Genomic DNA, 24,982 nt, shown 5'->3' with positions numbered 1-24,982 from the left:
AGGCTGTCACCTACCGCTCATAATTTTGTTCCAAGAAACAATAATCCTTTAAATCACAATTACATGGAAAACACCATTAATGAACAAACAACAGCCCAAGTTATAACTCCAGAACAGTTCTTGGGACATTATCAGGGTCACCGAAACCTGACTCGAAAAGTTATTGAAGCTTTCCCGGAAAAAGAGTTTTTTAATTACAGTATTGGCGGAATGCGACCTTTTGCCGCAATGGTGAAAGAACTCTTGGCCATAGCCGTTCCCGGCCTCACTGAAATTGTATCTGGCCATACCAGTGAATTGGACGAAAATAGAGATTATGGGTCCACAAAGGCCGATTTTTTGAAAAAATGGGACCAGGACACAGAAGAAATCAATACGTTGTGGAAACAACTGAACGCAGCGCGTTTTCAGGAAAACATGAAGCTGTTTGGACAATTTGAAGGTTCAGTACTATCCCATTTGCAATACTTTGTGGACAATGAGATTCATCACCGCGGACAAGGGTATGTGTATTTGCGAGCCCTGGATGTTGAGCCCCCTTTTTTTTACGACCGTAGTTAAGTAAGAATGGCGGTCCTTGTGTTTAAAACATCTGTGAAGAAAAAGGACGAAATACAACTGCTTCGCCCATCTTTGAACAGATTGATAGAGAAAAAAGGTTGCTGGAACTTTGACCTTGAAGATTGCGACAATATTCTTCGCGTTGAATCCCAAAGGCTAAAGGCATCAGTAGTTTCCTTGCTATTGCAGAGCAACGGTTTTGATTGTGAAGAACTGCAATAAGGAGCAACAATTAAAAATCCCCCTAGATTAGGGGGATTTTATATTTTATTGCCCGGCTTTTTGTTTAAGGGCATTAAATTGGGCCAACAGTTCCTGATAACTATCTTTTTCTTCTTGGCCTGGCTTCTTATCGGCACCGCTCAAAATATAATAGAGATAGGTAATTTGAGACACCAAGACCACTTCGGGGTAGGCTCCTTCGGCATTTTTGAGTTCGCTCAAGACCTGTTTGTACTTTTTTAGTTCATCTTCGCTTGCTTTGGCCATTTTCAGTTCCTCGATTTTGTTCTCGACCTTATCCTGTAACATTCTTGCCTCGGACAGCAATTCGATAACTTTAAATTGTAGTTCCTGTTGTTCTTTCATGTTCGCCAAAGACACTCCATCGCCTTCCAATTTTGGATCCATCAATACCTCGAACTGCTTTTCGAAGGATTGTTCCCCGACGGTTAAGCGAGCTGTATATTTTCCTGGCAAGACCATGGGGCCATTTTTAAACCTTCTCTTCTCATTTTTGGCCCATGGCCCTTTTTGTTCGAGATTCCATTCAAATCTATTCAACCCTTTTTTTGTCTCCAACTTTTCGTCCATATAAACAAAAGTCATGCTCAAGTTCATGTTTTCTACTTTTTCGGTGGTCGACTTTAATTTGTTGGAATCACTAACAATAGTAGCTACCTCATTTCCCTGTGCATCCAAAATTTGAAGACTTACTCCATCTTTGATATCCGATGGCAAATAGTAATCTATGGTTACACTGGTCGAAGGGTACTCCGGAAATTCCCCTCCCCAGGGTGTTTGGTATCTATATGTGTCGTGCGGCTTGAACAACACCGGGGTATCGTCAAGTCGTGTAATGTTTTCATCTCGAAGTGCTGTAACCTGATCCAATATCCAAAAGCCGCGCCCCATTGTGCTCAAAATAAGGTCTCCGCGGAACAAAGTAATATCGGTAATTGGTGTTACCGGTAGGTTTTGCTGAAATTTCTTCCATGTTTCCCCATCATCAAACGATATGAACATACCGTACTCGGTACCTGCATATAGAAGACCTTCACGGATAGGGTCTTCTCGGACAACCCTAGCCGTATAATCCGATGGGATTCCATTGCTGCCTGTGGTCATCAACTCCCAGCTTTCCCCATAATTTTCAGTTTTATAAATATAAGGGGTCTCATCGCCCAACAAATGTCGGTCCACAGCTATGTAGGCCTTGGCCGGGTTATAAATTGATGGCTCAATGGACTCTACCCTGCCCCCTTTGGGCATCTTTTTCGGGCTTATGTTCTTCCATGTTTTTCCACCATCTTTAGTAATTGAAATCACCCCATCGTTGGAGCCCGTCCAAATTAATCCTTGGCTTATTTTGGATTCCCTAATGGAGTAAAGTGTACTGTAATACTCTTCTCCGGTGATATCGCGTGTGATAGGATTTCCAGAAATCACCTGTTTGTCCGGCTCATTGGCGGTAAGGTCCGGAGAAATAATTTCCCAGTTTTTACCTCCATTGTTGGTTTTGTGCAAGAACTGCGACCCCATATAAACCACCTCTGGGTCGTAAGGGGATACATGAATCGGAGCCACCCTCTGAAACCTGTATTTAAGGTCTTTAGGGTTGTGCCCATATATATTTGATGCGCCAATGGAATATTCGCGACTCTGACCCGTTTTTTTACTGTAAACACTAAAACGGCCCTTACAATTGTTGTAGACGATATAGTGGTTGCCCGGCATTGGGATTACGGGACCTGTTTCGCAGCCACCAACATTCATCATAATGGTTTCGTTGGGAGTTGTGGTTGCCAAGGGCGCCACACTCGGAATGGCAATGGTCGTATTGTCTTGCTGCGCCCCGTAAACCCAATAAGGATATTGATCGTCCACGGCTACTTGATAGATTTCCGCGGTTGGCTGATTGTATTGTGTGGACCACGTTTTTCCTCCGTTGTGGGAAACATTGGCGCCGCCATCGTTACATTGGATCAAAAGATCTGGGTTATTTGGGTTTAGCCAAATATCATGGTTATCCCCATGCGGAACACTCATACGTTTCCAGGTCTTTCCTCCATCAACCGATTTAATCAAAGGATTGGCATTGGAAAAAACAACATCTGGATTGGTAGGGTCCAATTCTATATTCGTGTAGTAAAAAGGTCGGTTCACCAATCTAATATCATCGGAAACATGGGTAAAGGATTTTCCTTGGTCCACGGATTTGTACAAGCCTCTGTCCTTATCTGGTGCCTCGATCACGGCATACAATATTCTGGAATCGACTGCTGACACTGCCAAATCAATTTTTCCGATCAATCCTTTTGGCAGACCATTTTCCAGTTTTTCCCAGTCTTTGCCGCCGTTTATGGATTTATATATGCCGCCTTCGCTATTTTTACCGCCAGAATCTATGGTCCAAGGGGTACGGCGAGCTTTCCAAGCGGCCGCGTACACTACATTGGGGTTACCGGGCAGCAGTTCCAAATCGGCAAATCCTGTTTCATCCGAAACATAAAGCATCTTTTGCCAGGTTTTTCCACCATCGATGGTTTTGTAAATACCTCGCTCCTCGTTGGAACGGAATGCATTGCCAATAGCGGCCACCCAAACAATATTACTATTGGTCGGATCAATTTCAACTGCCCCGATCTGCCCGGCATTTTCCAATCCGATATGCTCCCAGGTCTTACCGGCATCTATGGATTTGTACATCCCCTTACCGGATATAATGTTGCTTCGGATACCATCCGAACCTGTGCCTACATAGATAATATTCGGATCATTGGCCGCAACCTCGATGGCTCCTATCGAAGGAGTTTTAAAAAATCCATCGGAAATATTGTACCAGCTGGTCCCATAATCTTCCGTTTTCCAGACTCCGGCACCAGTTGCACCAAAATAAAAAGTTCCCGGCTGCATAGGAGTTCCGGTAACGGTTGTTACCCTTCCACCCCGTGCAGGGCCAATGGTTCTGTATTGCAACGCTTCAAAGTCCTGGGCAAAGGTTGCGCAAGTCAATAAAAAGGCAAACAGAAAATAATAAGGTCGTTGTTTTAGAATCATGAGTGAGTCAGATAGTTTGGTTTCTTCCCAAATCTACTAAATACCTAGTCAATCTGAAATGGTCATTGGCAGAATTCCTATCAATTTCCGTTGAACAGTAAATACCCAACCCTTTGATAGATAGAAAGAACACCTAACAACCCATCTATAAAAAATCGTTGCGAACATTATTGACAAATTGTACGATCTGTTAATTTTTTTATAAAAAGTCCTCCCAAATGATGTAACAATTTACCTACCTTTAATACTTATGGTTATCAAACATTAAAACTTAAAGATGAAAACACTAAAAATCACCATTGCACTGATTGCTTTTGCCCTGACTATGCCACTACAGGCGCAAACTGCCGATGAAATATTGGAAAACTATTTTGAGAATACCGGTGGACTTGATGCGTGGAAAAGCATTGAAGGAATGAAAATGACCGCTAAAGTAAACCAGGGCGGAATGGAAATACCCTTGGAAATCTATAATTTGAAAGATGGTCGTCAAATGACAAAGATTACATTCCAAGGCAACACGATCAAACAAGGAGTTTTTGATGGAGAGACCCTTTGGAGCCACAATTTCATGACCATGAAGGCAGAAAAATCCGATGCGGAATCTACTTCCAATTTTAAATTGAACACCAATGACTTTCCCGATTCCTTTATCGATTACAAGGAAAAAGGGTATACAGTGGAGCTCCTTGGAAAAGAAACCATTGATGGTGCCGAAACCTTTAAAATAAAATTGGTAAAAGAACCTGTTACGATCGATGGCAACCAAGAAGAAGACATTTCTTATTATTTCTTTGATGTGGACAACTTTGTGCCCATTGCCATACATTCCGAAATTAAATCGGGACCCGCCAAAGGTCAAATTAGCGAAATTACCATGAGCGACTATCAAGAAGTGGATGGAATGTACTTTGCCTTTTCCATGACGCAAGGAGTAAAAGATGGTCAATCACAACCCATTACCATTGACGCTATCGAACTCAATCCTACCATCGATGATGCTGAGTTTGCTTTCCCGGAAGAAGTAGGTGAGACCGAGAAAAAATAAAAATCAAAACTTAAGGCCCTATTTTGTTCAGGGCCTTTTTTTTTAACCTTATACAACATGAAAAAACTACGTTTTGCATTGACCGTCTTCGCGGTCGGCTTTATTTCTTTGGGGTACGCTCAAACCTTGGATGATATTGATGGAAAGGCCCTTTTCGGAGACTTGTCCGCAAGGCATATTGGACCCGCCTTAATGAGCGGCCGTATCAACGACATGGAAGCACACCCTACCAACAGCAGGATCGTCTATGCAGGTACCGCCGGTGGAGGAGTATGGAAATCGAATGACGCAGGCACTACGTTCAATCCAATATTCGACGATTATTGCCAATCCATAGGTGCTGTGGCATTGGATCCAAACGATCCGGATAAGACCATTTATGTTGGAACCGGCGAAACTTGGACCAGAAACAGCGTTTCTGTTGGCGATGGACTCTATAAAACCACAGATGGGGGTGCCAACTGGAACAAAATAGGGTTCGAAAAATCCGAACGTATTGCCAACATTATCGTTAATCCGAACAACTCGCAAGAAATATATGTTGGAGTACTTGGCGCTCTTTGGGGCGATAGTGAGGAGCGGGGTGTTTTTAAATCCTCCGATGGGGGTGCCACTTGGGAGAAGCTTTTATATGTAGACCCAAAAACCGGTTGCGCCGACCTAGCAATGGACCCAACCGACCCAAATGTACTTTATGCGTCCATGTGGGAATTTCGTAGAACTGGTTGGTCCTTTGAGTCCGGCGGTGATAAAAGTGCTCTTTATAAATCTACCGATGGCGGAAAAACTTGGAATAAAATCCACAATGGTTTTCCAAAGGGAAAATTGGGCAGATTGGCCATTGCAGTCGCACCTTCAAATCCCAAAGTGCTCTATACCGTGATCGAAGCGGAAAAAGACGAACGCAAAGGCTTGTACCTCAGTAACGATGCCGGTGCCTCTTGGGAGCAATTGAACAACGACTTTGGAATTACGGTCAGACCATTCTATTTTTCGAGAATTGTTGTGGACCCACAAAACGAAGATGTTGTTGTCAAGGGCGGTCTTAGTGGTTCCATCTCACGAGATGGCGGAAAAACCTTTAAGAATCTCGGAAACATGCACTCCGATATCCATGATATTGTATTTAGCATCAAAGATTCCGATATTATGTATGTAGGTACGGATGGTGGAGTTTATCGCACCTGGGACGGTGGCACAACTATGGAAATAGTCGAAAATTTGCCACTTTCCCAATTTTATCACATAAGTGTGGACGATGCCGAACCCTACAATATATACGGAGGATTGCAGGACAATGGTAGCTGGTGGGGACCTTCCTCTTCCCCTGGTGGAGTTGAGGCACGTGACTGGAACTCTGTTGGAGCCGGAGATGGTTTCCGTGTGTTGAAGCACCCGACCAAACCCATTATTTATTCGGAAATGCAGGGAGCGGAAAATGTTTGGCGAATCGATACCGAACGACAATTGACCAAGACCATTCAACCCCTTCCCGCAAGCGAAGACCAAAAACTAAGATGGAACTGGAACGCGCCAATGGCAATCAGTACCCATCAACCTGACCGATTTTATATGGGCAGCCAATACCTTCATAAATCGGAAGACATGGGAGATACCTGGCAAATTATTTCTCCGGACCTTACCACAAATGATCCTGCAAAACAAAATCAAGAAGATTCGGGTGGACTTTCCATGGATAATTCTGGAGCCGAAAACCATACTACCATTTTTACCATTGCCGAATCCGCTGTAGATGAAAATGTAATCTGGGTGGGCACGGATGATGGTAATGTTCAAGTAACCCAAGATGGTGGCAAAACATGGACGAACACCGTGGCCAACATTCCAGGGTTGCCCAAAAATACATGGTGCTATCACATTGAGGCCAGTGTTTTTGATAAAGGTACCGCTTACGCCGTATTTGATGGGCATACCATGAACGATATGACACCGTATGCCTACAAAACCACTGACTTTGGCAAAACATGGACAAGCGTAATCTCCGATGATGTGGTCGGCTTTGCTCGAAATATCCAAGAAGATTATGAAAATCCAGATCTTTTGTTCTTAGGCACTGAATTTGGATTGTACATAACCATGGACGGCGGAAAAAATTGGAAAAAATTTACAAACAATATGCCCTCGGTCGCAGTCCACTATATTGAACTGCACAAAAAGACCAACGATTTAGTAATGGGAACACATGGAAGAGGTGTGATAATTATAGATGATATTTCTCCACTAAGGAGCATAAACAACGATGTACTGACCAAAAACCTACATTTTTTCGATACTCCCGATACCCAAATAAGCGAAACCAGCTCATTTGGTGGAAATTTTGGGACAGAAACACAATTCGTTGGCAATAGCAAAACAAAAGATGTTCAGATTAAGTATTACTTAAAAAAGAGACACACTTTTGGAAAAATGACAATGGTCATCGAAGATATGGAAGGGAACCAAATTGCAGAGCTAGGCCCAGGTAAGTCCAAAGGAATAAATGTGGTAAATTGGAACTACACTCGAAAAACACCGAAAGTAGCAAAAGGGAAAACCTTTAGCTTCGGAGGTTTCACGGCACCACAGGTCCCAGCGGGTACTTACAAGGCCGTTATCACAAAAGGTAAAGAAACTTTTGAGCATACGTTCAACTTAGTGAACGACAAGAATTCGCCTTTATCGGCCAAAGATCGCGAACTTAAAGAGGCCACCACCATGAAGTTGTACAACATGACCCAAGAGCTCGCCTATTTGGTCTACGAGTTGGACCAAATTGTAGAAAACGCTGCCACAACGGGCGATAAAAAAACCAAGGAAAAGTTAAACAACCTCAAGGAAACCTTGGTGATTACTACCGGCGACAACTATGTTGGTGCCGCCGAGCCACAATTGCGCGAGCGTATGGCCGACCTTTACAGTAAGGTGGCCTCGAGTTACGATAAACCTTCTGCTGCAGAACTTAAAAACTTTGAGGTGATAACCGAAAGGTTCAATAATGCAAAAAAAGAATTTGCCAAATTGAAGGACAAGTATCTAAAAAAACAAGAACTAGCACTTATGTCCTTTGAAGATTTCCTGGAAAGCAAATAAAATGCTTTTCAATACAGAAAAGAGCCGCATAGTTATGCGGCTCTTTTTTTTATGGCCAAATCAACATCATATATATCTTAAACAAGATTCTTTACAACGTAATCGGTGTGAATTATTTGTATTTTATGGACAGCTGACCCAATTGCCATAGAATCTTGATGGAATCCTTCATGGACAATTTAGAACCATCTGCATGTATCCATCTTTTTAAAGGTTGCTCACAAATTAAAGATGTTGCTTTTTCCCTTCCATACGTTTTCCCCATTCTTTTAAAAATTTCCACATCGAACAACCATCTTGTTTTAAATGGTTTGTTGAAGACCGATTTTACTGTATTCGGACGCATTACCTTGGCACCACATTGAGTATCCTTAAAAGGCATACCCAAGATTTTTTGAATAATCAGGTTAATCGTCTTGCTAATGATTTTTCTGGCAGATTCCTTGGTAATATCAGCCCCCATTCTACTAATTCGGGAACCACTTACAATATCAAAATTAGAACCTTCGATGGTACGAACCAATTCATCAAAATCAGCGAAATCTGTAGAGAGATCTGCATCCAAGTAACCTAAGTAATCGAATTGGTCGTCTTTGGCCAAGTGCAACATTCCTTGGCGAACTGCTTCCGCCTTTCCCCCATTCACTTTACAATCGAAAATACTGATGGCTTCTTCGTTACCTCTTCTTATTCCTTCCAAAACCTCAAGAGTGTTGTCCGTACTTCCATCATTAACAAAACAAAGGTGATAACCTGGATGTTTCTTTGCAAAATCCTGAAATTCCTTTCCAGAAAGTCTTTCCGCTTCGTTGTAACATGGAATTACTACACCTACGCAGTTTTTTTGGATTTTCTGTGTTGTATTTCCTTTTTGATTGAACACGATCAATGGAGCTCCAATAGTACGTTTTACGCGAGCTACCATTTCGTCCAAACTGATAGGCTTTTTCATATAATCGTAAATCCCAAGTTCGAAACCTTTCAGGATTACTTCCTCATCATCATTTCCCGACATTACCAATATCGGCGTATTCATATTGATCTCTTTTATTTTGGCGATTACATCCAAACCCGACATTTCCGGCATGTTCATATCCAAGATCACTAAATCAGGGTTGAACGCTTCAAAAATTTGGATTCCTTCTTTTCCAGAAGTAGCCGTTTTTACGTTGTATCCATACTCGATTAATTTTCTTTGAACCGAAAGTAGTATTAGTTGCTGATCGTCTATTGCTAAAATTTTCATAGGTTAAGTTTTAGGTTTTTGAACAATTTCTGAAGCAAATCTATTACTAACCGTTGTTTTACATTTCCGAAAAAAGTTGGAAATCAATTAAGTGTAGACGAATGGTAAAGCTGAGCCGATGGATAGTTCATCGTATTTCCAACAATATTTAGACCTTTATACTGTTATATTTTCTGACAGATATCAATGCAAAAGCAAACCAACATAACACTGGCCATTGCGCTGGTTTTTGGGCTTATTTTTCACGGGGCGACCATCTTTTTTACGTTGGAATCCACCTATGATGCCCTTATACACCTATTTTTTGCCGACCACTACGCAAACAGCTGGTTCGAACCATGGGATTATCGCTGGTACACCGGGTTTACGGTACAAGGGTATCCTCCATTGGTTCACCAGTGTATGGCTTTGCTTTCCTATGTAGGAGGGTTAAAGTTCGGATTGTTTACCATGGCCCTGTTTATCATTGCTTTGTTCATCACCGGAGCATACCGCTTTGCGTTGGTCATTACGGCCAATCGTAAAATCGCAGGATACACTGCCTTGCTTGCGGCCTTCTCGTCCATGTTTTTGGAAACCTTGCACATTTTTGGTCAATTGCCCAGTTTAATGGGTATTTCCATTTTAATGCATGCCCTGCCCGAAATCTACATGTGGATAAAGACCGGTAGAAAGTTCAAGTTAATTTCCTCGCTTTCCATGATTGCGGTTACTGTAACCTCCCATCATGTGACCCCAATTTTTGGTATGGTATTTTTTATTTTTCCATTGATAGGGTTAGTAATTATGGACGCCTGTAAGGAGGCTGTGGGCATCAACACCAAAATTACCTTCAAGGTTTTTTTGCAACAGTTCAAGAGATTGTTTTGGCGCATTGTTGTATTTGGTGGCGGTTCTTTAGTCGCCATTGTAGGTTGTATATTGCCCTATTGGGTCAATTCCAAGAAAAATCCGATCACACAGGTTCCTATTCCGCATGGATCTCGCGATAATTTTCTGGAGGTAACCTCTTCGGGCTTGGTCTTTTTTCTCATCCCTTGGGGAGTACTCCTTTTTATATTGCCTTATCTTTTTTATCGATTCTACAGTAAACGATTATTGTTTTTTGGATTGTCCTTTTCCATGCTGACCCTATTGGGTACCGGAGGCACTACGCCCTTGCCCAAAATGTTATTGGGAGATACCGCGTTCAATATTCTTACGTTGGATAGATTTACGCTTTGGGCCACTATAATGGCACTGCCCATTTTTGGCGAATTTGTATTTAGATTGGTAGAAGGTGACTTTAGACAACAATTGATAAAAGCCTTTAAAAAACCACTACATTATGTTTTGGCCGGTGGATTGGGCATCAGCTTTATCGCCATGGCCATTTTTACCATGAGCTTAAATTATTTTAGGCCCTCTCAGCCACAGAAAATAAACATGCTGCCCATTGTTAATTTTCTAAATCAAGATGAACACGATAAATGGCGCTATTTGCCGCTAGGGTTTGGGGATCAAATGGCCTGGCTGTCCGCACAGACCAATGCCATGACGGTGGATGGCAACTATCATTCCGCACGTAGGTTGCCCGAACTGACCACTAGGGCCATTGAACGCTTGGAAAATTCAAAGTTCAGGGGTGTGGAGGGCATTGGTTCCCTTCAGCAATTTTTGACCGTACCTGAAAAATACAATCTGAAATACATTTTTTCCAACGATAAGTTTTACGACCCCATTCTCTATTTCTGCGGATGGCAGCGCCTACAACAATTGGAGAACGGCATTATGGTGTGGGAGCGGCTCAACATCTCCCCTTTGCCCAAGGTAATCCCCAAAGATGACGTACCCAATTTCTTGAAACTGATGTGGGGACTGATTCCTGTAGGGACTTTGATTCTGGCGTTTATCATAAATATTCAAATTCCATGGTACTGGAAGCTTAAGGGAAAAGCTGCCCCGGTGGACGATTATTTTCATCACGCACCTAAATACAATGGGATTTCCACAGGACTTTCCTTTGTAAATGGAGTTTGGGCCATTGGTATTATCGGTATCTTCCTTTTTGGCATCTATCATTTTTATTTGGACAATGCTACCCAAATAAGCGCTAAAAATGTAGTAAAAGCCTATTACGATGCCTTGGATTTTAAGGAATTTGAAAGAGCACATTCCTATTTAGACCCAGAAGAGGAAGTAAGTCTTTCTCAATATATGTTGGAAGTTTCGGTTACCGACGGCCTATTGAGTTCCTACGCCAAATTGGACGCAATCGGCATCACTGAAACCAAAACATCTGAAAATTATGTGGAAATGGAAGTGGCCACCAAATGGATCACGCCGTTGGAGAAAGTGGCCCGCAATTATCAACACACGGTCGTAAAAAAGAACGGACAGTGGTACATCAAACCCAAAAAAGTGGACAACGATATTCCGCCCAACCAATTGATCACGTCCAACCAAACCCAATATTACAACCATGGTCGTAGACGGATAACCACACAGCAAACCTACCATGAGGATATCCTTCGACAACCTATTTTAGAGGTATTGTCGGCAAAATTGGTAAAATATAAGGGCAGTTATAGTATTGTTGGAGAGCTTCAGAATATCGACAATGTACCTGCGGATGTCTCCATAAAAGGCACGCTGTACAATAAAAACAACAAGGAATTGGCACAGCACGATGTAAAATTCCATGCCAAACACAAGCTAATGCCAAAGGAAACCACATCTTTCCGAATAGATTTTGAAGGTATTGCGTGGTCGTCCACAAAGGATACTCTGCCCCCCACTTTTGATCCCGACCAATTTACCCCGATCAGCCTGGAAGAGCAACCTGTTACGTTTGACCTGCAATGTGCCGGCAACGTGGCCACTTCTGATCTATACAAATCGGTGGCCTTGCAAAACTGGCATTTGGACCAAAACCGATTAACCGGGACCTTATTTAATTACGGTACCCAAGAGGTGACCATACCTCAAATTTTGACCTCCTACTATTCGGGCCAAGGGGATATTTTGTGGGTGGATCATCATTTTACATTGGATGGCATCCGTATCCAACGGAAACAGAGCTTCGAAATTCCTATGTTGGACTTGAAAGAAATCGAGGTGATTGCAGAGGGTTTGGAAAATTGTTACGTGAATGGAACTCCCAATGCTGAAATCACGAACAATTATTTTTCAGATAGAAACGAAGCTATTAAATGGGAAATGATGCGTCCATACAACGGAGAAGGTTACCATTATTTTAAAGTGGAGTTGAACAATTATATCGGTAATCCCAAATAGATGAAATTTTGGCAATACATAGGGCTAGTATGTTTAGGAGCAATCAGTTGCTCCAAACCTGTTGATGCCAATTTGGAAAAAACGGTGGAGGCCATTCAAATTATATCCACTCAAAAGGAGTTTATAGCCGGCGAGGCCATTACCCTTCAGTTTGATGGAGAAAAAGAGAACCAAATCCTATTGATTCAAAATGGTTGGGGCACTATAGCCATCCCTGCGGATAGCACTCAAACCTCATTAGCATTTTCACTTCCAGCAACTGTTGCCCAAAAAAGCGGATGGGTGCAATGGAAATTAATTGGCAATGAAACGATAACCGCTACAGGTGACTTTTTTATAAGACCTAGTACTACCTTGGCCCTGTCCATGGAAACCTATTTGGGACCAACCAGCATTTTTGCGGATAAAAAAGACCAAGCCATGATCGTATCCTTGCCGCAGGACAAGTTTGGAAACCCCATGCCAGATAGTACTCAAATCACGTTAACAGAAAAGTTTAAGTCCGATCAAAAAAGTAACACCACATTGGTACAGGATATGATTTCTTTTGCCTATGTGGGGAATAAAGCATCCGTTGGCGAACTTTTTATAGGGCCTCGTCTTGAGAATCAAATAACCAAAGAATTTACCGTGAGCGTTCTGCCTACTAAAGCTGCTGATTTCGCTATCAATTTTGAAAGACAGCATAGCTATGCGGATGGTAATCAGATAGTTTCCTTTACCACCTCAACCATTAGGGATCAAAACAATAATATTGTTGCCGATGGAACCTTGGTCAATTTTGTGGTCGAGGATGCCTCTGGCAATAGTTTACAGACGTACGGCACTACCTTGAACGGTGTTGCAACAGGCAAAATGCTCCATCCCGAGGTGGCAACGGAGTGGAAGGTAAAAGCACACATCAATGGACTATCACAAAGCAATAGCCTAAAATTGAATTTTGATGCAGCCGTAATGGATTATATGGTGGATAGCTCGGAAGATGGCCGAATCATCAGCGTTGGACCTATTCTTAGTTATATGGGCCAATGGGTTCCCGATGGTATGGGCATCCAATTGGAAATGCAAGATTCAGATGGGAAGTCAGTACTGACTTTAAGTAGTACCACAAGAAAAGGAATAGGAGTATTTGAACTTCCCGAAGGGATAAATGCGAATACCCACAAGGGATTTGTAATTGTAGCAGGAATTAAAAAATCGGTTAACCATAAAACTGAATGATGGCTCGGAAAAACCTATATAGATCCTTGCTCTTATTGAGCTTTTTGGCCTTAAATGCAGGTATCATTTATGGTTTGGCGGCCGCTTGGAGTTTTCTGAACACTGGGGCGGACAAGTCTTCCATTCTTCATATTGGCGGTGCTATTGAAAAAGCCTATCAACCTAAAATCGTATGGACAACTAATGGGCAACGTGGCAGAAAAATATCCCAACAGGCCCTTACCGAACTCGAAAAAGACTATATCAATGCTTGGTATGTAAAAAATATTGCCTTATCAACTTTTGACGTACTTGGAATTGAAGATTACTACACCGAAGACGCCAGAGAACATCTTAAGCAATTGATCAAGAACAATCTGGACAATCAAGTTCGGATAGAAGCCACTACCCTAGCTCATCATCCTCGATTGGAGTTTTATAGTTTGGATGGGAAATTGGCCGTGCTTACCGATAACCATGTGGTTCAGGTTGAAAAAATATACGCTAACGGGCAATTCCTGCAGCAACAAAAATCCACACATAGTTATCAAGTAATTTTAATGTTGGAAGATGGTTTTTGGCGGGTTCGGCAAATGGTTAAAATTCAAAATCCACCTGAAGTCCAAGCACAAAGGGAAGAGGTTTCATTCAATGTGAACTCATTAAAGGGACTCAACTATTATCCAAAGGATAACCCATGGGATATGTTCGGGAAGAATTTTGACAGCGAGGCCATTACTGCTGATTTTGAAACCATATCATCCCTAGGTTTAAATTCCGTTCGGGTATTTGTTCCCTACGAAACATTCGGGGCTGCTTCGGTAAAAACTGAATATCTTGACCAGCTTGAAGAATTGCTAAACTTGGCACAGCAAAACAACCTGAAAGTTTTGGTCACCCTATTCGATTTTTATGGGAATTATGAGCTAATGGACTGGACCTTGACGCACCGACACGCCGAAACCGTAGTTTCCCGATTACAAAATCATGAAGCTTTGTTGGGATGGGACCTAAAAAACGAACCTGACCTCGATTTTGACAGTCGTGGTAAGGAAAATGTGCTGGGTTGGCTTTCGGAAATGGCACAACTCATAAATAAGAAGGATAGCATCCACCCTATTACCATTGGATGGTTTGCCCCCGAAGCGGCCATGAACTTGGTCAATCAAGTGGATTTTGTTTCTTTCCATTATTACGAGGAACCAAAAAATCTAAAAGAGCGAGTCGCTGCCTTGAAAGAAGCGATCGGGGAAAAGCCGATGGTGTTGGAAGAATACGGAAAATCGAGTTACAGCGGTATTTGGAATTTGTTTTCCAACTCAAAAGAGGCTCAAGCCAATTATTTGTCTGAAATACAAATTGTTTTGGAAGAGGAGCAGCTTCCTTCCTTTATTTGGACCCTGCACGATTTTGAAACCGTGCCAACACAAGTGGTGGGTAGAAAACCCTGGCGAAAAGCACCACAAAAGCATTTTGGCCTCATAGATACAGATGGTGAGAAGAAACCCGCCTATCATACGATCATAAAAAAAGAAAAAGGGACAACTAACTAAAGTTATCCCCCTTTCACACTTAACCTAAAAACCTATGCTATACTTGTCTCGTTAATTTCCTGTAATTCTTGCGCAGGAGTTGGCAACAATCCTTTTTTTGCCTGTATTACTTTAAAATGATCCAGGTACATTTCGGTGATTTTGGACATGGGCAGCGAACATGCTGCTTTATAATTTGCTTTCCCCAAGTGAGTTCTGTACGTCTCATTGGTCAAAATACTTTCCAATGCTTTGGATAAAGATTCCACATTCTCCGGCTCAAAGAATTCGCCTCGGTAGCCTTCTTCCCTGACCAAGATGCCCAAGTCTCCCAAATCTGGCAACACTACTGCCTTTCCGTAACTTCCTGCTTGGTGCAATACCCCGGAACTTCCTGTTGTAGATGTGTAAGGAAAAACCACTACGGCACTGTCCCCGAAAATATGTGGAACATCTTCCTCGGCCACATATCCGGTAAATCTTAGATTCTTTACATGGCTGTATGTCTGTTGCACATTCTTCAAGTACCCTGGTGTGTTTGGACTATCCGTCCCAGCGATTACAATTTCAATATCCAGATCGGATTTTGTACGCAATAGTTCAACGGCTTCGATCATTGGCTCCACTTTTTTGTAGGTCCCAAACTTTCCGAAAGCCATTACCTGCATAGGGCCTTTTGGTAAATCGTAGTTGGGAGCTGGTGGGGTTTCGAAGGCACCATGTGGCACAAGGGCTACATTATTCACCTTGTATTTGTTTTCCAAAATAGTTTTGTACTTGCTGATGGTAACGGCCAATACATCCGACGCCAATACAAAGCGTGTTAGTGTGGTGCCAATAAAGTTGTATATTTTTTGAAGGAATCCGTTCTGAGTGATTCCGGCATTTTCCAAATCCACTTGCTCCAAAATATTGTGCAACAAAGAGATGGTTGGGATGCGCATCATTTTACAAACAAAAGGCAATAAAAGTCCAAGAGCGGCAGGAACCTTTTTGTCACCAAACTTCAAAAACTGAAGATTGAACAAAACAGCATCCGGTTTTTCTATTCTGATGGCCTTGGCCACTCTGTAAATATTCTTAAGGTCGTTGAAGTTCCAACACTCCTTAACAGTTATAGGACATCCTTCCTCTTCAAAGGAAAGATCTTTTGGTGCTTCGGTATGGTCCGTAAGCAATACAATCTCGCTTACTTCTTCTTGAAGTCTAAAATGTTTTACCAGATGGTATCCATATTCGGTAAGGGTTACTTTACTTGGCGGATACGCTGTTACAATTGCTAGTTTCATAAGGTTAAGTTTTTGTTCTATAAGATTTTAGTGATACAAATATCCGCACAAAACCCTGTAAAAAAGGCGATTAAAAGACGGTTGAACAGAAAGTGTAGACGAATGGCAGAAGGCACCGGATAATCAAAAAAGCCAGGACACTTTAACATGTTCCTGGCCTTTAATCAACCTAAAACCTAAACTGCTTATTTTTCTTTGGTAAAAAAGTATAGAAATTGCATTACCAACAAAGCGGCCATTACCAAGATTTGAGCTTGCACCACTATAGCCAAACAACTGTGCATAAAAACAATCAGCGTAATCTGAGCCACGCCGGCAATTGCCGAAAACCATATGGGTTTGTAATGATCTAAGGATAAAAAGTAATAAGTGAAAATATTTGCCACGGCAAACAAAGATGTGGCCAAGGCATATTGCCACAACAATGAAGCCATGGACAAATAGGCATCTCCAAATAGTAGTGTAATGATCAATTTAGGAAACACCATACAGGCTCCAACGATAAACAAGGACAAAGCACCGATATATCTTACATATTTAAAAAGTACTTGTTTTGTAGGCTTGCCTTCTTTTTTAAGACGGACCACAGTGGGCAATAGCAGCATTACGAACATCCAGGCCACAAAATACACCACGCGGCCTATCAATGCCAAGGAAGCATAAAGACCTGCTTCTTGTGCTTCAAAAAAGTGTTTCACCAATATAATATCGCTATTGTTGATGATGATCTGGGTCAATTCGTAGCCGGCCGTGATCAACATAAAAGTCCGCACCTTTGACCATTCCAAACCAATAGGAGCTTTTGCTGTTTTAGCAAGGCTCAACTTTTTGTAAGGGAACAATCCAAACACCAGGGAAACCAAAATTCCAAAAGAGACCAATGCACCAAAATGGTCACGAATTACCAAAAAGGCCAATAGGGTAATTCCCAATCTGCCCCACATTTCCAATTGATAGGAGATGGCCAATTTGGCAAAGGATTCTTCCCCTTGATATTGACCTCGGTTTACGCTCATTACAAAGTAGATAGGAACGCCCATTGCAAAAATTCGGAACATTACCGTGTTTTCCGTGTGCAATATATTTTGGAGCATTGGTGCAGAGAAAAATACCATTGCCCCCAACAAACATCCAATCAAAAGTGCAAAAGCACCTATTCGATTTCTAAAAACATCCCATTGATCGGATGGTAATGTGGCAACAAATTTTGCTGTTACCAATTGAAAGGTCATTCCCAAAAATGAGAGGATCAACAACAAGGTGACCAACAAAGCTGCATCCGCAAAGGCTTCTGGACCCAAGATGCGCCCCAACAATAAATTATAAATGTAGTTTCCTCCGTTAACCAATAAGGCACTCAGCATAAAAAGCTGTTGAGGGGAAATTCGGTTTTTTACAAGGTTAAGAACGGTCATAGCATAAAAAATTAAAAGGTGGCTTTTAAACACAGTTGCTTTAAATCCTTTTTGGGCAACCATCCATTTATGGTGAAATGGCAATCCAAAAGCACTGCATTGGCAAACATTTGAATCAATACCTTACTTGCCAAATCATCGATTACCGATACTCGTTGTAAATCAAGTTTAACGGTAGTACCTCGTTTAATGAAGTTTTTCATATGTCTTTCAAAAATCTTGATAGTGGTACTGTCCAATCGCCCATTTACTGAGAAGACTCTTCTACATTCGGTGATTTGTAAAGCCATGATTTTTAGTTGTTAAGGTTAAGATTTATTCGACTTGTTACAGCAAATATCCACTGATTTGACGTTTTAAATTGGACGGTGTAGACGGATGACGGATAGCTGTAGACGAATGGTAAGGTTCGCCCTTCGGCCGCGGAAAGACTCGTTTTAACTTTACCATATCAAAAAAACCTCAAAAGCTTAACCTATGAAACGCTTTATTCACATCATCATTTTTGTGGTCGCCATACAAGGAGTTTTGGCCCAGTCCGAAATGGACACCGGATTTCAACTTTTGGAAAAAGGGAACTTCTCCCAAGCTGAAAACTTTTTTGGTGATTTCCTTAAAGATAATCCGGATAACAAAACAGCTCAGATCTGCTACGGGCGTGCTGTGGGTCTCAACGGAAACCCGAACAAGGCCAATACCTTATTTAATGGTATGTTGGAAAAGCACCCGGATGATTACGAGGTTCGCATCAACTATTATGAATCCTTTTTATGGGGCAAGCAATTTAAAGCTGCGGAAAAATTGTACGCGGGGCTAGTTGAAGATTATCCCAATAAATTTGGTGCTGTTTTAGGTTATGCCAATACGTTGAGCAATCTTCAAAAATATGAGGAAGCCTTGGACTGGATAGAAAAAGCTTTGCAATTGCAACCTGGTAATCCAAGTGCGCTCACTTCGAAAAAATACATGAACCTTGGGTTGGCCAACACTTTGGCACAGGCACAGAATTACGATGAGGCAAAAATCAAACTAAAATCCATTTTCAACGATTTTCCAAATGATCGGGAAACCTTGCTGAACTTGGCCAATGTATTCTTGATTACCAAAGAGGTCGATAGTGCAAAAACGTCCTATCGCAGACTTGCCATTTCTGCAAAAGACTCTATTGTGGCTTTAAATGGAATTGCCTTGGCCGAGCATATTGGGGAAAATGATAAAGTGGCCCTGAAGGTTGCCATCCAATCAAAAAATAAAGTAGACAAGATCAACGATAACGAACTTAAGGAAAAGACGTTTGAACGCTACGCTCAAGCCCTGATCTGGAACCGAAAGTTTGTTTCTGCCAAAAAATACATCGATAGTCTTTCCAACCAATTTGGTGATAAAAATTGGGTGTTGGCCCTTAAAGCCACCCATGGGATGTACACCGGGAATATTAAGAGCAGTCTACAACATTATGATGCTATTCTGGCTGCGGACAGTACATCTTTTGATGGAAATTTAGGAAAGGCCAATGCACTTTTTGCCCTCGGAAGGATAGAAGAGGCATACGCCGCCACCAACAAAACCTTGTCGATTTTTGAAAACCAAAAAGATGCGCAAGGGCTAATTGAAAAAATAAACGGACAATATACCCCTTATGTGCAAGAAACGGCTTCTTACAGTTTTGATAATGGGAATAACGTAGCATATGCCACCAATACAACGGTAAACCTGCCATTGTCCACCAAGTTTCAAACCGTTGTAAATTATCAGTACCGATTAACAGAAAATTCAGAAACCTCAGCAAAAGCGCATACGCATACCGCAACCGCTGGAGTTACCTACGCTATGCTGCCGAAGTTGAAAGTAGTGGGCCTAGCAGGAATCAACAATGCCCAGTTCAATGGTAATAGCTACTCGCAACCCATTATAAGTGCAAAAGTGGTTACAGAACCGTATCGTTTGCAAAACTTGGAGGTTGGATACCAACGAGAGGTTCAAAATTTTAATACGGATTTGATAGAGCGTGAAATTGTAATGCAGCATTATGGTTTAAACTACAACCTTGGTTCCAATTTTGGATTGGGATGGTACACACAGCTTATGCACACAGAGCAAAGCGATGACAACCAACGCGACCTTTTGTTTACTTCTTTGTACTACACTGCATTGCGAAAGCCCAACTTAAAGTTTGGACTCAACTACCAGTACTTGGCCTTTGCGGAGCAAGTGCCTACCATCTATTTTAGTCCTGAAAAATACCAGGCCGGGGAATTCTTTGCTGAAGTGAGCGGAAAATTTAGCGGTAACTCCACCTATAGAATCAATGCGGCAACGGGTTTACAGCAGGTGGAAGATGATGATATGACTTCTATTTTTAGGGTAGAAATGAATCTAAAACACCAATTTACCAAGCGATTGAGTGGCGGGTTGTACGGAAAATATAGCAACATTGCTTCGGCGACTGCAGCAGGCTTCCAATTTACTGAAGTGGGCATACAACTGAAGTGGCTTTTTAAAAAGCAGCCTTTTTTTAATGGGAGCATTGCTTCAAGGTAGAATTTCTATTCTCTAAAAAGTAAAGCCCGGTCATAATTGATCGGGTTTTTTTGTTAGTCTTCTATTCCAAAAACATGTTATTGATTATTCGCTTGGCAGCCTTTCTTGACCTAGGCACATTGTCCGTCTTTAAAAATTCATCTAATTGCATGGCAATACTGTTCAATTCAACATCCTCTTTCAATTTGAGTTGGTTCTCCCTCATCCGTCAGTATTAATTTAATACATCCCCTTCAGTTGTACAATAAATCAAGGCACCCAAAGAAATAAGACTCAATGGTCAACCTATTTCCAATCAAAATTTGAGCTAGCTGCAAGATGTCCCCAATTTTGGCTTACATTTTTTACCCGGCAGGCATTGTTTTCAATCCATTCCAATACCTTATGATACTGAAGTTGGTTGAGGACAAGAATGTATTTATTTAAATACATCACACCTATCAATTTCAGAAGTAAGTCTTTCAAAGACCTCCTCTTTCTGGAATTATGCTATAATCTGTTCAGATCCATAAAAGAAATCATCCATTTCTTCTTGGTTCCGCATAATTGTTAGAGTTGTATCTAAGTTTATTAAAAATAGTTTCTGAATGAATTATCAGTTTTTAAAGCTCTATTTTTTAATTACGCTTCGTACTGGGAAAAACATTCTCCTTTATCAGTATTGCTTCTACATTCAATTTACCATTTACCATTTTCCGTCATAACAATCAGTTTCAAAACCAAAACAAACCAAAATCATATCACTTCAGAAGGAAAATCGGTGTTGTTTAAAACAAGCCTTAGAGATGATTTTTTAATCAATTTGAAGAATTAATCAATAAAAAACTCCCCTTAAAAAGGGGAGCCTTCATCAAAAAAACAACAACCTATTTAACCGCATTTATTGTCGTATAATTTTTCCGCTGTACCGCTTGCTATTGGTAACATCTCCAACTTGATACAAGTATATTCCCTTTGGCAGATGACCCAGCTCCAAGCGTATGGTATTCTCGTTTCCTGTTGGAGCGTGGGTATCTGCATAAAGTACCTGTCCACTTAAATTCACGACATGTACATTTACTTTACTGGTTTTTTCCGGTAACGATATATCCGTGTATTCCACAAAAGGGTTCGGGTAATTTTTAAGCTCCAGCTCAGTATTTGGATCCAAAATGCTGATTAGATCGTCGCCAAGATCCAAACTATTGGTTTCGTCACTGGTAGGGTCTTCTTGTTCATTTTCAGATTCTTGCTGAATTTCTCCATCAACCGTTAAGGCCATTTGATCCACTTCCAGTTCAAACGATGTATAATTTTGATAGTCTCCCTGCACAGAAATTACAATGGTTCGCAGTTGTCCAAAGTCCATATTTTTTCCTTCGTGGTTTACAAAGTCTGAAAACGATAGACTGTATTGCGTTTTTTCGGCATTTGCATCTAAGCTAAAGCGAAGACGTTCGCTCCACTCGCTCGTGGCATCGGTAACCAAACTTATCTCTACGGGAGTCTGGTTTTTGATGTTGAAGTGCAGATACTGGTAATCATCAATCGGTAATTGTAGGTCACCGGCCAAAATATTACGGAATACGTTAATGGTCTCCTTAACTTCTCCCTTGGCCACTACTCCCCTTTCCACAATATGTCCATCTAAATCCAATTCTTGGTGTTCAACCACTTCAAACACTTCAACACTATCGGCTTGTGTATTGTAATCCACACCCCATGGGCCATCAGCCAAGTAAATTGCATCATGTTGATAAGAGTTTTCGGCAATAATGGACAGTCCCATATCAAACAAGTGTCCAGACTCTACTGTAATCTCCTGCTCCCATTCACCGTTTAAGTCGATGATGGTATTTAAATTTTGAAGGTTTTCTTGTTCGGTGGTCTTATAATTTCCATCCAACAATAACCAAGTTGCCTTGCTTTTGTTGATGATATTCAGGTGCAATTTTCCGTTTTTGTAATATCCATTCTGGATAAACACTGTTGGCAATACATTTTCCCCTTCATTGGATTTCAATGTAGATTCCTGGCCCAAATTGGTAAGAATCTCGTTTACGACGGTGCTCACCTGCCCCATACTATTTCCCCAGACTTGAAAGTTCATATAATCCCCGGCAGGGTATTCGGCCAAATTCCAACGGCTGTAAACTGTGCGATCCGCTCCGTCCTCTTTCACTGAAAATACCACAGCATACTCCACATTGCCATTCGCTCGTTCCAATTCGGAATAGATCAATTTATGTCCTTGTAGCTCGATGGTCCTTAAATCCTTCAGTTTGGAATTGTTAAGACGATCACAGATTGTTTTTGTATGGTTGTACACCTCTCCTTTGGTGTTCAGTGCTAGAGCGGCAGAAACCCTATCCGTTCCTTGGTAATAATCGATTCCGAATACTTCATCTGCATTGGTAATGGCCAAAAGGTCCTCAGGGCTTGAAACATAAGAAGTTTCTGTGCCAAACATTCCAGTGCTGGGAAAATAACCATCCAGATTACCTGATTTGGCCATTAAGGACTTGTAGGTCTTCTTGTCGTACTTGTTTTGCAAGGCACGCTTGTTCTTAAAAGTATTGGCCTTGTTTCGGTCAAAATTTCTTTTTGCGATCAAGCTGGCCAAGTCTCCATTACTTTCCAATCCGCCATCATTTCCGGAGGTAACAGGTGCGTGGTCCGTAATTTTATTATAATTGGTGGTTTTTATGGCCTCATACGGATTGGCTGTGATGTAAAAAAGAGCATCGTTAAAATCGTTGTCGCAACTTGCATAATCCCGTCTAATGTCCTCAAAACCCAAAATAATTCGCTCGTTATCTGGATCGTTCAACAATACATTGTGATGTCTGAGAAATTCAAGAGCTTCTGGATTATAGTCGGGATTAGAGAACAACTGCCATAGTCCTGGAGTTACCTGCCTTTTCCAACCATTGGCCAACAATACCCAACCAATGCCCGTACCGGCACTAAATCTTCCAATTTTTACCTTATGTCCAGTTTCCAAGCTTCCACCACTATATTTTGCGGAGACATTTGGAAAAATAATTGTAATATCTTCTTCTTTGGGAGCAGTCAATTGAGGTTGACCTACATCATAAGTATAAAAGCCAAGAACGTTTTTATATCCTGCACCCTCTCCCACAAAGGTTACCCATACATCGGCATCTTTATCCAAAATAATATCGGTATCGTACCCGGAAGTTATATACTGCGGATTATAGTTGGGTACTGGAAATCCTTCGGGAAGGGCATTGCTGATCATATCCAAGGTTTCTTGGGAAACATTATCCTTTCCATCAAAATAAAGGGGGGTTCCATCTGATGTATAATCTCCCAAATACTTATAACCATATTGTTGGGCAGTTGCCCATCCAAAGGTTAACAATGTTGCCAAAAGAAGTATAAATTGCTTCATGATCGTAGGTTTAAGAATATGATACAAAATTGATGATTTCCAAGCCTTTAGACATGGCTCCCTCGGTGAATGAAAACTTTCTGTAGACGGATGGTTACCAGTAAGGGACAAGCAAAAAAAAAACACCCAAATGGGCGTTTTATAGTTTATCCGATCGATTGCTCTTACTAAATCAATCCAAAATAATGGACTGTACCAGCTACGACAGCATACAATACTCCAAACTGTAATGATAGTAATGCTTTACGAATATGTGTAAATACTAATCGATTTTTCATAATTATGAAGATTTGGTTTGTACTCCTACAAAGCTATATTACATTAAGTCGGTAATTACTTGTGGAGCGCTGAAAACCAAAAAACTGTAGGTAGGTTTAAAAAAAGTGTGGATAATTGCCTACAACAGGTTCAACCTACGCATTAATTCCGGTCGGTTAGACCTACTAATGGGAATCACACTTTTTTCAATAAGTACGCTATTGTCCTCAATATCCACAATCTTATTAAAGTTGATCACATAGGATCTATGGATTTGCAAGAACTTGTCCTCTGGCAGTTTTTCCAGTATTTTTTTTAAGGTGGTGTGCACCAAATAATCCTTTGACTCTGTTTTAATATTGATGTAGTCCCCTTTGGCCTCGATCAACAGGATCTCAGCGAATTTCAGTTTTATGAGTCTCCGGTCTATATTAATATATAGATCTTCGCCCAAGCCATTTTCTTGCTCGTTCACAGTCGATGCAGTTGAAGATGGGGCGCTTGAACTATTTTTTACTTTTTGAATACATTTTTGAAAACGTTCTTGGGTTATGGGTTTTACCAAGTAATCCACAATGGCCTCGTACTCGTAAGATGCAATGGCAAATTCGGTATCCGAGGTGGTCATCACAATTTTTGGAGGGTTTTTTAGGGTCTGGATAAAATCAATTCCCGTGAAGCCCGGCATGTGGATGTCCAAAAAAACCAGGTCCACTTTAAATTGGTTCAAGAATTTGATGGCCTCGATGGCATTATCAAACTCTTCCATAACATTTATTTCAGGAACCTTTGAGCATAATTGTGACACAATTGCCCTTGCTGCTGCTTCGTCATCAATTATTATACAATTCAT

General features: G+C 41.3%; 16 protein-coding genes. 8 read left to right on the top strand and 8 right to left on the bottom strand.

Annotated features, from left to right (window positions below; translation table 11 throughout):
• Positions 1 to 63 precede the first annotated feature (63 nt).
• Both ACXAFK_RS07225 and ACXAFK_RS07220 read left to right on the top strand, forming a co-directional pair.
• The gene (locus ACXAFK_RS07225) at positions 64 to 561 is read left to right on the top strand and encodes a DinB family protein (protein ID WP_474957291.1); all 498 of its coding nucleotides are present in this window, start codon (positions 64 to 66) and stop codon (positions 559 to 561) included.
• A 6-nt stretch (positions 562 to 567) separates the two neighbouring features.
• A complete protein-coding gene (locus ACXAFK_RS07220) occupies positions 568 to 783 on the top strand; it encodes a hypothetical protein (protein ID WP_262902845.1) in 216 nt (71 codons plus the stop codon).
• 45 nt (positions 784 to 828) lie between these two features.
• On the opposite strand, the gene ACXAFK_RS07215 is transcribed toward ACXAFK_RS07220, so the two are convergent.
• Entirely contained in the window at positions 829 to 3,840 is a 3,012-nt protein-coding gene (locus tag ACXAFK_RS07215) for a WD40/YVTN/BNR-like repeat-containing protein (protein WP_474957290.1), read from the bottom strand.
• A gap of 277 nt (positions 3,841 to 4,117) precedes the next feature.
• Here ACXAFK_RS07215 and ACXAFK_RS07210 point away from each other — a divergent pair, with 277 nt between their 5' ends.
• Both ACXAFK_RS07210 and ACXAFK_RS07205 read left to right on the top strand, forming a co-directional pair.
• A complete protein-coding gene (locus ACXAFK_RS07210) occupies positions 4,118 to 4,888 on the top strand; it encodes an outer membrane lipoprotein-sorting protein (protein ID WP_252080043.1) in 771 nt (256 codons plus the stop codon).
• 57 nt (positions 4,889 to 4,945) lie between these two features.
• Positions 4,946 to 7,978, top strand: coding sequence for a WD40/YVTN/BNR-like repeat-containing protein (locus tag ACXAFK_RS07205; protein WP_474957289.1), 3,033 nt, complete (start codon positions 4,946 to 4,948; stop codon positions 7,976 to 7,978).
• 112 nt (positions 7,979 to 8,090) lie between these two features.
• On the opposite strand, the gene ACXAFK_RS07200 is transcribed toward ACXAFK_RS07205, so the two are convergent.
• Entirely contained in the window at positions 8,091 to 9,224 is a 1,134-nt protein-coding gene (locus ACXAFK_RS07200; protein ID WP_474957288.1) for a response regulator, read from the bottom strand.
• A gap of 186 nt (positions 9,225 to 9,410) precedes the next feature.
• Between ACXAFK_RS07200 and ACXAFK_RS07195 the strand changes: the two genes are divergently transcribed.
• The 3 genes from ACXAFK_RS07195 to ACXAFK_RS07185 are packed head-to-tail and all read left to right on the top strand — an operon-like array spanning position 9,411 to position 15,253.
• A complete protein-coding gene (locus tag ACXAFK_RS07195; RefSeq protein WP_474957287.1) occupies positions 9,411 to 12,500 on the top strand; it encodes a hypothetical protein in 3,090 nt (1,029 codons plus the stop codon).
• Positions 12,501 to 13,721, top strand: coding sequence for a hypothetical protein (locus tag ACXAFK_RS07190; protein ID WP_474957286.1), 1,221 nt, complete (start codon positions 12,501 to 12,503; stop codon positions 13,719 to 13,721). It abuts the gene before it with no gap.
• Positions 13,721 to 15,253, top strand: coding sequence for a cellulase family glycosylhydrolase (locus ACXAFK_RS07185; RefSeq protein ID WP_474957285.1), 1,533 nt, complete (start codon positions 13,721 to 13,723; stop codon positions 15,251 to 15,253). Before ACXAFK_RS07190 ends, ACXAFK_RS07185 begins: the two co-directional genes overlap by 1 nt.
• Before the next feature lie 32 nt (positions 15,254 to 15,285).
• Here ACXAFK_RS07185 and ACXAFK_RS07180 read toward each other — a convergent pair whose 3' ends face one another.
• The 3 genes from ACXAFK_RS07180 to ACXAFK_RS07170 form a co-directional block, all read right to left on the bottom strand.
• Positions 15,286 to 16,521, bottom strand: coding sequence for a glycosyltransferase (locus tag ACXAFK_RS07180; RefSeq protein WP_474957284.1), 1,236 nt, complete (start codon positions 16,519 to 16,521; stop codon positions 15,286 to 15,288).
• A gap of 185 nt (positions 16,522 to 16,706) precedes the next feature.
• Positions 16,707 to 17,936 carry an oligosaccharide flippase family protein gene (locus ACXAFK_RS07175; RefSeq protein WP_474957283.1) on the bottom strand — a complete coding sequence of 410 codons (1,230 nt, stop codon included), beginning with the start codon at positions 17,934 to 17,936 and terminating at the stop codon, positions 16,707 to 16,709.
• 11 nt (positions 17,937 to 17,947) lie between these two features.
• Positions 17,948 to 18,226: an STAS domain-containing protein gene (locus tag ACXAFK_RS07170; protein WP_224836536.1), complete on the bottom strand. Its 279-nt coding sequence runs from the start codon at positions 18,224 to 18,226 to the stop codon at positions 17,948 to 17,950.
• A gap of 187 nt (positions 18,227 to 18,413) precedes the next feature.
• Between ACXAFK_RS07170 and ACXAFK_RS07165 the strand changes: the two genes are divergently transcribed.
• Positions 18,414 to 20,477, top strand: coding sequence for a tetratricopeptide repeat protein (locus ACXAFK_RS07165; protein ID WP_474957282.1), 2,064 nt, complete (start codon positions 18,414 to 18,416; stop codon positions 20,475 to 20,477).
• Between the two features lie 61 nt (positions 20,478 to 20,538).
• Here the strand turns inward: ACXAFK_RS07165 and ACXAFK_RS07160 are convergent, their stop codons facing one another.
• The 3 genes from ACXAFK_RS07160 to ACXAFK_RS07150 all read right to left on the bottom strand — a co-directional run bounded on the left by ACXAFK_RS07160 (position 20,539) and on the right by ACXAFK_RS07150 (position 24,982).
• Positions 20,539 to 20,682 (bottom strand): hypothetical protein, encoded by a 144-nt coding sequence (locus ACXAFK_RS07160; RefSeq protein ID WP_474957281.1) that lies wholly within the window; start codon positions 20,680 to 20,682, stop codon positions 20,539 to 20,541.
• Between the two features lie 675 nt (positions 20,683 to 21,357).
• Complete coding sequence (locus ACXAFK_RS07155) at positions 21,358 to 23,871, bottom strand: DUF4114 domain-containing protein (protein WP_474957280.1); 2,514 nt, start codon at positions 23,869 to 23,871, stop codon at positions 21,358 to 21,360.
• Positions 23,872 to 24,268: 397 nt separating this feature from the next.
• Positions 24,269 to 24,982 carry a LytR/AlgR family response regulator transcription factor gene (locus ACXAFK_RS07150; RefSeq protein WP_474957279.1) on the bottom strand — a complete coding sequence of 238 codons (714 nt, stop codon included), beginning with the start codon at positions 24,980 to 24,982 and terminating at the stop codon, positions 24,269 to 24,271.

Source organism: Flagellimonas sp. ABD4_174, assembly GCF_056160185.1.
This window is presented reverse-complemented; position numbering and strand designations above follow the sequence as displayed.